Genomic DNA, 2,470 nt, shown 5'->3' with positions numbered 1-2,470 from the left:
CGGGCGTTTGGCATATGCCGTGTCATGACCGTCAGGGCTTCGGCGAGTTCGAGCCGCGCGAGGTTAGCGCCAAGGCAGTAATGCATGCCGGCGCCGAAGGTCTGCATGGCGGGCGCGCCCTCGCGGGTGATGTCGAGTTGGTCGGGGTTGTCGTAGACGGCGGGATCCCGGTTGGCCGAGGCGGTGTTGGCGACGACCAATGTGCCGGCCGGGATGATGACTCCGGCGAGTTCGACGTCTTCGAGGGCGATGCGCAAGGTGCCCCAAGCGATAGGGGAGTGTCGCATGGTTTCCTCGACCGCATTGGCGGCCAGCTCGGGCCGCTGCCGCAAAAGTGCCCACTGGTCCGGGTGATCGCAGAGCACGTGCACCGAGGCGGCGAGCTGGTTGCGAGTGGTTTCGGTGCCGGCAATCAGGAGGCTCACCACCAGCATGCGCAACTCGTCGGCGTTGAGGCGATCGCCGTCGTGTTCGGCGCGGATCAGCTCGGAGAGCAGGTCGTCGGTCAGCGCGTCACGGCGGTCAGCGACCATAAGGTCGACGTAGTCGTCGATGGCCTGCCATGCTGCCAGGATGGCGTCCGACTCGTTGGCAACGTTCCAGCTGAAGGCCTTGAAGATGCCGTCGGTGCAATGCGAGAACAGGTCCCAGTCCCCGGCCGGCGCGCCGATCAGCGCGCAAATAATCGGGATCGGATATTGGCGCGCGATGTCGGCAACCACGTCGCAGCGCCCGCGGACCGTCTGGCGTTCAACGAGTTCGGTGATGACCTCGACGATCGTCGTGCGCAGCCGTGCGGTGGCTCGAGGCGTGAAGGCCTTCGATACCAGTCGGCGCAGGCGTTGGTGCGCGTCTCCGTCGAGACTGATCAGGTTCGTGGCGACACGGTCCCATATCGGGCCGGACGTGATGCCCTGGGCGGCAAGGAACATTCCCTTCGGGAGGCGAAATCGTGGGTCGCGCAGCACCGCGCGAACCAGTTCGTAGCGCAATATTTCCGGGCCATGAGTTCCGATGGCGATCGGTGCTCGCTCGCGGGCCCGCGCGACGAGTCGGTGCGCCTCTTCCGGATCGTCCAACTGCTCATAGGCCAAGATTGGGAGCCCCGCGTCGAAGACATCCGGGCAACTGCGGGTAGGCATCGTATCCACGGTCATGACGACTCCTCGCTATGAACAAGTCGGCTGGGCGTTAGTTGCTAACCGTGACGACATCGTTGCTCCGGTACCGCAAAAGACGCGTCAGTGGACGGATACTGATCTTTCGGCTGAGCCGCCCGGGCTGCCGCTTTAGGCTGTACGGGTGCGGTTGACGTGGCCGTTGACCGGCCGCTCGAAGGAACTGCGGCTTATCGAAGCCGCGATTTCCGACCCGGACCTGTCCGGGATCGTGGTTTGCGGGGCTGCCGGTGTGGGGAAGAGCCGAATCGCACGTGAAGCGCTTAAGGCCATTGCGCCGAACGAGTATGAAGTCCGTTGGATAGTGGGCACGTCCTCGGCGCGGTCGATTCCGTTGGGGGCGCTGTCCTCATGGACAGTGCCCGCCGTCGAGGACAACCTTGAGTTGGTCCGCGGCGCGATCGCCTCGCTGACTTCATCATCGCCGGGCAGGACAGTGGTTCTGGGCGTTGATGATGTGGCCCTGCTCGACGATCTGTCGACATTCGTTGTGCATGAGATCATTCAGCGCGGCGCCGCGAAGGTCGTACTCACCGTCCGCGAAGGAGAACCGGTTCCCACCGCGACGCGGGAGCTTTGGAACTGCGAACAGTTTGACCGCCTCGACCTACAACCGTTGTCCGAGGCCGAAATAAGCGCGCTCATCTCGGCAACCTTGGGCGGCCCGCTGGATCCGCAGGCCGCCGAGCGATTGTGGACGTTGACCCGCGGCAACCCGTTGTATCTGCGAAACATCATCGAGCAGGAGGTTGCTGATGAACGGCTCAAGTTGCAGGACGGGTATTGGCGCTGGCTCGGTGACCCGGTCCTACCGCCCAGCCTGGTCGAGCTGATCGAAGGGCGGATCGGAGGCCTGCCCAGCTCGGTTAGCGACGTGATCGACGCCCTCGCCGTCGGCGAACCCATCGAACTCGGGTCGCTGACCCGGATAACCGACCCGGCCGCGGTCGAGCAGGCCGACATGCGCGGTCTCATCGCTCTTGACCAAGTGGGCGATCGGGTAGAGGCAAGGTTGGCACACCCGCTGTACGGCGAGGTGCGGCGCAGCCGCGCGGCCCAGACCAGGCTGCGACGGCTGCGTGGCCTGGTCGCCGCCGAACTGGCCACCTTCGCCAATCATGACGACATCCGCATGGTTGTGCGCCGCGCCACGCTAATTCTCGAGTCCGACCTCGAGCCCGATCCACCCCTGCTTGTTCGCGCGGCCCGAGGCGCGGTCTGGCTGTGGGAATTTCCGCTAGCCGATCGACTCGCAGCAGCGGCAATGCTCGCAGGAGGGGCCGCGGACGCGA

1 protein-coding gene and 1 pseudogene are annotated in these 2,470 nt (G+C 65.0%); one reads left to right on the top strand and one right to left on the bottom strand.

All coding sequences use genetic code 11. The features are described from left to right. The coding region (locus tag VEI45_RS06985; protein WP_324851426.1) for a cytochrome P450 at positions 1 to 1,157 on the bottom strand (1,157 nt) is incomplete at its 3' end. Between the two features lie 145 nt (positions 1,158 to 1,302). On the opposite strand from VEI45_RS06985, the pseudogene VEI45_RS06980 reads away from it, so the two are divergent. After that, positions 1,303 to 2,470 (top strand): annotated as a pseudogene (locus VEI45_RS06980) (helix-turn-helix transcriptional regulator); the annotation flags it as partial.

The organism is Mycobacterium sp., from assembly GCF_035623875.1.
In the GTDB taxonomy this organism is placed as follows: domain Bacteria; phylum Actinomycetota; class Actinomycetes; order Mycobacteriales; family Mycobacteriaceae; genus Mycobacterium.
This window is presented reverse-complemented; position numbering and strand designations above follow the sequence as displayed.